The organism is Mesorhizobium sp. M7A.F.Ca.CA.004.06.1.1, assembly GCF_003999135.1.
Classification (GTDB): Bacteria; Pseudomonadota; Alphaproteobacteria; order Rhizobiales; family Rhizobiaceae; genus Mesorhizobium.
In genome coordinates this window covers 1-6132 of sequence record NZ_RZPQ01000336.1, presented here as the reverse complement: position 1 = coordinate 6132, position 6132 = coordinate 1, and the positions used below count along the sequence as shown (strand labels likewise).

Here is a 6132-nt window from a genome sequence, read left to right as displayed (position 1 = left end):
AGACCGATGCTGCCACCGATGACGATCGATTTCGGATCGAACATCATCTGAATGTCCCGGCACAGCGCCTCGCGGGTCGCGGCGCTGTGCCGGGACATTCAGATGATGTTCGATCCGAAATCGATCGTCATCGGTGGCAGCATCGGTCTTGCAGAAGGCTATCTCGACCGGGTGCGCGCACATCTGAGCGAGGTCCCGCCGCGCCTTTCCCCCGATCTCGTGGCGGCGAAGCTCGGAGGCCACGCCGGCGTCATCGGTGTTGCCGATCTCGCCGAATGGGCAAGGTAACGGCGCCCGGTCATGCCATGCAAAAATCATCAAAAAGAAGGGAACGATCATGAAATTGAGCAGGACATCTTTTGCGCTTATGGCCACCCTCCTTGCGGGGACGGCTTTGCCGACCTTTGCCAACGCAACCGTGACCGTGCTCGGCTGGCCTGGCGGCTCCGAGGAAACCGCACTGCGGGCAACCGTGGAAACCTACAACAAGCAGGCCAGCGATGCCGACAAGGTGGAGCTGCTGTTCTTCAACCGGGAAGGCTTTTACGACAAGCTGCAGGCTGACATGGCGGCCGGATCCAGTGCCTTCGACGTGAACCTCGTCGCCACCTACTCGCTCGGTCGCTACGCGCCCTATATGGAGCCGGTCGATCTTGGCGCGGACGCGGCCAAGGTTTTCGGCGAATCCGTTCTCAAGACGATGCAGTTCGACGGCAAGCAATACGGCGTGCCGACAGACCTTTCGTTGCACTTCATGTACTACCGCAAGGATCTCATCGACGCCTTGATCGGGGATGACGCCGCCAAGAAGACCTATGGTGAAATCGCCCAGAAATATCTCGGCAAGCCGCTGCAGCCGAAAGACCCGGACAGCTGGACCTGGGACGACTGGGCGGCCACCGCCCTCTATTTCACCAAGCAGGTGAACCCCGACAGCCCGGTGCGTTATGGCACGGTCCTGCAGATGAAGAACCTGCTGTTCAACATGATGGTCTTCCAGTCCCTGCCGCGCTCCTACGGCGGCGACTGGATGGACAAGAACGGCAATGTCACGGTGGATTCCGATGCCTACAAGACCGCCCTCGAGCTCTACAAGAAACTCTATGATGCTGGGTCTTCGCCCAAGGATTCGCTGAGCTACGAATATGCGGAAACCAACGCGGCCTTCGCATCCGGCCAGGCCGCGACGGCGCTGCAGTGGAATGCCGCGGCGGCGGATCTGACCAGCACCGAAAAATCCCCGGCCGTCGCCGAGGTGACCGGGATCGTCGCACCACCGGCAGGTCCCGACGGACGCGCCGATCATATCCACGGCCTTGGTTTGGGCCTTAACAAGAACGCCAAGAACAAAGAAGGCGCCGTCAAGTTCCTGAAGTGGCTCGCCACCGAGGATGCGGCCTTGCTCTATGCGCGCAGCGGCGGTTCGCCGGCATTGTCTCCCGATGTCGTGGCCAAGGTTGCGAAGGAACGTCCCGACCTCGTCAAGCTCGGCGAATTCGCCAGCAAGTACGGCTATGTCATGACCGGAGCGACGTCCGCGAGTGCGCTCCCGGTCTATGAGCTGCAGGCAAAGGAGTTCACCGGCTACTGGTCCGGCCAGCAGAGCCTCGAGGATGCGCTCGCCCACACCAAGGCGGGCATGCAGGTCCTTCTCAAGAAATGAACCATTTGCCGGACGCCGGGTCGAGGCTCGGTGTCCGGCGCGTTTGGCGGATCGACATGGCCCTTGTGACACGTGCCGAAGGCAGGATGTATCTGACGCCGCTGGTCGGCTTCCTGCTGCTATTCCTCGGCTTTCCGGCGATCGTCAATCTGATCTATTCCGTTTCGACCGTCACATTCGAGACGCTGCGCAGTCCGGTGTTGAGCGGTTTCGCCAACTATGTCGCGGTGTTGAACGACCGCGAATTCTGGAGCTCGGCCTGGTTCTCTCTGCGCTTCGGTATTCTTACCGCATCAGCGGAATGTCTGATCGGCCTTTTCCTTGCCATCTTCCTGGCGCCGCTTCTGAGCAAGCGACCAGTCCTGATGGCGCCGTTGATGCTGCCGCTTATGGTCGCGCCGGCCATGGTCGGTCTCATGTACCGGCTGGTGCTGCATGAATTCGCGGGCCCCGTCCCCTACTATCTCTTCGAATGGTTTGGCGACAGCCCGGCCTTCCTCGACATCAACAATGCCTTCCGCACCCTTGTCGTCGTGGAGACGCTGCAATGGACGCCTTTCGCCTTCCTGCTCTTCTACATGGCCTATTCGGCCATACCGCTCGACGTGCGCGAAGCCTCCTCGCTCGATGGCGCATCACCGTTTGAGATCGTTCGGTGGATCGACCTGCCGTTGATGAAGCCGACGCTGGTCATCGCGTTTTTCATCCGTTTCATCGACGGTTTCCGGGTGTTCGACAATGTCTATGCGCTGACCGGCAGTGGCGCTGGCGGTTCAACGACGTCCTTGTCGATCTACATCTATCAGGCCTTCTTCAAGGAAGGGGCTATCGGCAAGGCGGTCGCCGCTTCGGTTATCCTGTTCCTGGCGTCGTTCATCGTTCTCCACGGCCTTAACCGGCTTGCCGGCCGCAGGAAGCGTTGACGATGGTCAGGGCACTGCGCTGGATCGTTTTTGCCATCGCCGTGCTGGCGATGAATTTCCCCATTATCGTGACGCTGATCACATCGCTCAAAAGCCAGCGCGAGCTTTCGACGAACCCCGGTTTGTGGATCAGCCAACCGACGCTCGACAACTATCTGGAGGTTCTGACGCAGACCAGCCGCTTCAACATCTATGCCTACCTGCTGAACAGCACCGTGGCGGCGCTGATCGGAACCGGCCTTGCGATCGTGCTCGCGTTCCCGGCTGCCTATGCGATCGCGCGTAGCGAGGCGGGAAAGCGCTTGGTCCTGCCGATCGTCATCAACCTTCGCGCCGTACCGCTGATCATCTTCGCGATCCCGCTTTACATGATGTATCAGTGGCTGGGCCTGCTCGATACGCAGATCGGGCTCGGGCTCATCCTGACCATCGTCAACGCGCCTCTTGCGCTCGTCATCCTGGTGAACGCGATTTCAGATGTACCGGTCGAACTCGACGAGGCGGCGAAAGTCGATGGCGCAAGTTCCTTGCAGGTGATGATGATGATCGTCCGGCCCGTCATCCGACCGGCGCTCGTCACAACCTTCATTTTCGGCTTCATCACTGCCTGGAACGAGTTCCTCTTCGGTCTCATGCTGACAACCAGCCGTGCCGTGCCGATGACGGTCGGCGCGTCCTTCTTCTTCGCCGCAAGCGGCGGCGGCGTAAAATGGGGAACCGCTTCCGCGGTCATGATGCTGGGCGCCTTGCCGCCGGCCTTGCTGGGTCTTGTGATGTATCGGCAGATATCAGGATCCATGACCGCTGGAGCGGTCAAAGGCTAAAGCAAGACGAAGTTCGTCGTTCTGACTAGTTGGACAACCCTATCCGACAGGGCGAGCGCACTTGTCAGGCCAGGTGACTCGATTCCGAAAAGACTGATCAGCCGTCCGGACTGATCTGCCAGAATGTCGAAATCGCCGAACTGCAACCCGTTCGTTTTAGGCCGCAGCCCGCAATAGCTCGGCTCCAGTTCCCCGTCCCTCAGCCCCGGCCAGTAGCGTCGGATGGCCGCGTAAAATGGTGTGGCCCGAGTTGGGTCGACCGCGTAGCCGACCTCATCGACGGGCTCGACGTCCGGCCCGAAACGAACCGATCCGGCCATATCCAGCGTCAGGTGAACTCCGAGGCCGCCTGGTTCCGGAACCGGATAAACAAGATGGTTGAAGGACGGGCGGCGTCCAAGCGCAAAATAATTGCCTTTGACGTAGGTGACATCTGGGATTTTGCCGCCATGCCCGCCCGCAAGGCTCCGGGCAACGAGATGGGCTGACAATCCGGCCGCATTGATGACCAGATTTGCGGCGATCCGATAGCCTTCCATATCGCCGCCAAACTGGAGCTCGCAGCCCGTTTCGGCGACGTTGCCGCCGAGAACCGGCGCGCGAAACGCAAAGGTGGCACCGGCATTCTCGGCATCGCCCTGTAGCCCCAGCATCAGCGCGCGGCTGTCGACGATCCCCGTGCTTGGGGACAAAAGCGCGCCGGCAACCTCCAGTTCAGGTTCAAGCCGTTCCACATCCGCGCGGCTGAGCATCTCCAGGTCCGCAACACCATTGTCCGCAGCCTTGGTCCGGATCCCCTCCAGGATCGGCAATTCCGCGTCGCTGGTAGCGACGATCAGCTTGCCGATGCGTTGGTGCGGAATCCCGCGCGCTTCGCAATAGCGGTAAAGCGCGTTCTTTCCTTCGACGCATAGCTGCGCTTTCAGGCTGCCCTTAGGGTAGTAGATGCCGGCATGGATGACCTCGCTGTTGCGGCTCGACGTGCCCAGCCCGGGGCTGTCCTCGGCCTCCACGACAAGAACTTCGCGTCCCTCGAGCGCCAGCCGCCGCGCAATCGCCAGACCGACGACGCCGGCGCCGATGACGATGCAATCGACTTTCTCGTCGGGGACCCCCATCGTCATTCGCCAGCCCCTGGGGCACAATGCAGGACGTGCAAGCAGGCCTCACCAGAATTCCGGCCCGCCGAAAGCACCACAAGCATGAGATGTCACTCCATCGGCCGTTTTCTGTCCGAGCGTGCAACGAAATAAAGCACCGCGATTGCGGCAAATACCATAATGTTGATGATCGACGAAAGCGCATAGAGCTCCGGCTTGACACCATAGCGCAGTGCGCCCCAGGCGACCGATGGCATGGTAGGCGTGGCGCCGGGTAGAACGAGATATTTCCGGCCATTGAGCGACAGCACGAAGGCTACGATCAGGCTGCCAAATAAACCTGACCATGCAGGAATGCGTCATCGCCTTCGATTATCGAGGTACGCCGAACAAGCTGGTCGCGGATTTCATTTCGGTGGTAAACCGCGTCTCCCAAGGCCACGATAGCCAAGTTGCGATGTAGTGGCGCGCCATGTTTGTCGTGTCCATGTCTTCGGAATACGCATGCGGTTCGGCTTCGATCCGGCTCGGCCCGGCGGCGCGCATGCAGGGTCAGTATGACCGCAGCCTCGCCGCTCCAGGAACGCATTCGCAATCAGCTTCGGGCTCAGTTCTTCGAGCGAATTCAAGTCGGTGAGCGGATCAACGAGGCGGAGATCGCGGCGACCCTTGGCGTCTCGCGTACACCTGTGCGTCACGCTCTGGTGCAATTGCAGGGTGAAGGGGTCGTAACTTACGAGCCCAACCGCGGCTCGATTGCTCGAAGCGATCCAGCCGGGCGCTCGCCGAGATCAGGTGGGGTCGCTTTCTCTCGACGAGAAAGTGATGCGCGACATGGCACTCGGTGTCCTGGATGGGATCATCAGCGAGCGGGCACTGCTGGCGCGCTACAATGCGACGCCGGGCGCGCTGACCTCGACGTTGCGCCGGCTGATGCGCGACCAACTCGCCGAACCGTCTCCCGAAGGCCGACATCGAAAGGCTGCTGCGCGAGATCAACGGCGAGGCGGATGAGCGGGACGATCAAGCCGCTTGAATTCGACGGCGCGTGCCCGCCGCAGCCCAGCTGCAAAGGCGCCGGTTCAATGTTTGATTGACTGAACCGCTCCAACTCACTGTTTTTGCGCGGCTACTGAAGGAAGGCCGCTGCACGCCTTTCCTGGAGTTGCGCTACAGAAATTATCCCCGGCCCAGGATCATCTCCGCTGCCCGGTGCCCGATCATCATGCTGGGGGCATTGGTGTTGCCGCCGATCAGCTTCGGCATCACGGACGCATCCGCGACCCGCAAGCCACTGATGCCGCGCACCTTGAGCGTTGCCGGGTCGACGACGGCCATCGCATCGGTCCCCATCTTGCACGTCCCCACCGGATGATAGACGGTGAGCGCTTCGGCACGCAGATAGGCGAGGATCTCGTCATCGCTGCGAACATCCTTGACCGGCAGCATCTCCGTCCCCCTGATCGGGTCGAACTCGGATGCGGCAAAGATTTGACGCGCGATCTTGATGCCTTCGACCAACACCCTGGCATCCTCGTCGTTCGAGAAGAAGCGATGATCGATCAGCACATCCCGGTTCGATGCCTGGCCTGACAGTTTGAGTTCGCCGACGCTTTTGGGCC

8 protein-coding genes and 1 pseudogene are annotated in these 6132 nt (G+C 60.8%); 6 read left to right on the top strand and 3 right to left on the bottom strand.

Annotated elements, in window-relative coordinates:
- Positions 1-102: 102 nt before the first annotated feature.
- The 4 genes from EN906_RS19610 to EN906_RS19595 all read left to right on the top strand — a co-directional run bounded on the left by EN906_RS19610 (position 103) and on the right by EN906_RS19595 (position 3410).
- A complete protein-coding gene (locus EN906_RS19610) occupies positions 103-288 on the top strand; it encodes an ROK family protein (RefSeq protein ID WP_245484303.1) in 186 nt (61 codons plus the stop codon).
- Between the two features lie 79 nt (positions 289-367).
- Positions 368-1663, top strand: a complete 1296-nt coding sequence (locus EN906_RS19605) for a sugar ABC transporter substrate-binding protein (protein WP_236382706.1) — start codon at positions 368-370, stop codon at positions 1661-1663.
- Positions 1664-1719: 56 nt separating this feature from the next.
- Positions 1720-2586: a sugar ABC transporter permease gene (locus EN906_RS19600; RefSeq protein WP_127267078.1), complete on the top strand. Its 867-nt coding sequence runs from the start codon at positions 1720-1722 to the stop codon at positions 2584-2586.
- Between the two features lie 2 nt (positions 2587-2588).
- On the top strand, positions 2589-3410 hold the full coding sequence (locus EN906_RS19595) for a carbohydrate ABC transporter permease (RefSeq protein ID WP_127267079.1): 822 nt from the start codon (positions 2589-2591) through the stop codon (positions 3408-3410).
- Here the strand turns inward: EN906_RS19595 and EN906_RS19590 are convergent.
- Positions 3407-4534: an NAD(P)/FAD-dependent oxidoreductase gene (locus tag EN906_RS19590; RefSeq protein WP_236382710.1), complete on the bottom strand. Its 1128-nt coding sequence runs from the start codon at positions 4532-4534 to the stop codon at positions 3407-3409. The genes EN906_RS19595 and EN906_RS19590 overlap by 4 nt on opposite strands.
- A gap of 86 nt (positions 4535-4620) precedes the next feature.
- A complete protein-coding gene (locus tag EN906_RS37345) occupies positions 4621-4767 on the bottom strand; it encodes a hypothetical protein (protein WP_164748837.1) in 147 nt (48 codons plus the stop codon).
- 300 nt (positions 4768-5067) lie between these two features.
- Between EN906_RS37345 and EN906_RS38355 the strand changes: the two are divergent.
- Positions 5068-5250, top strand: a pseudogene (locus EN906_RS38355) (GntR family transcriptional regulator); the annotation flags it as partial.
- Between the two features lie 55 nt (positions 5251-5305).
- Positions 5306-5524, top strand: a complete 219-nt coding sequence (locus EN906_RS38350; protein ID WP_236382768.1) for a hypothetical protein — start codon at positions 5306-5308, stop codon at positions 5522-5524.
- 165 nt (positions 5525-5689) lie between these two features.
- Here the strand turns inward: EN906_RS38350 and EN906_RS19580 are convergent.
- On the bottom strand, positions 5690-6132 hold a 443-nt coding region (locus EN906_RS19580), incomplete at its 5' end, for a GMC oxidoreductase (protein WP_245484302.1).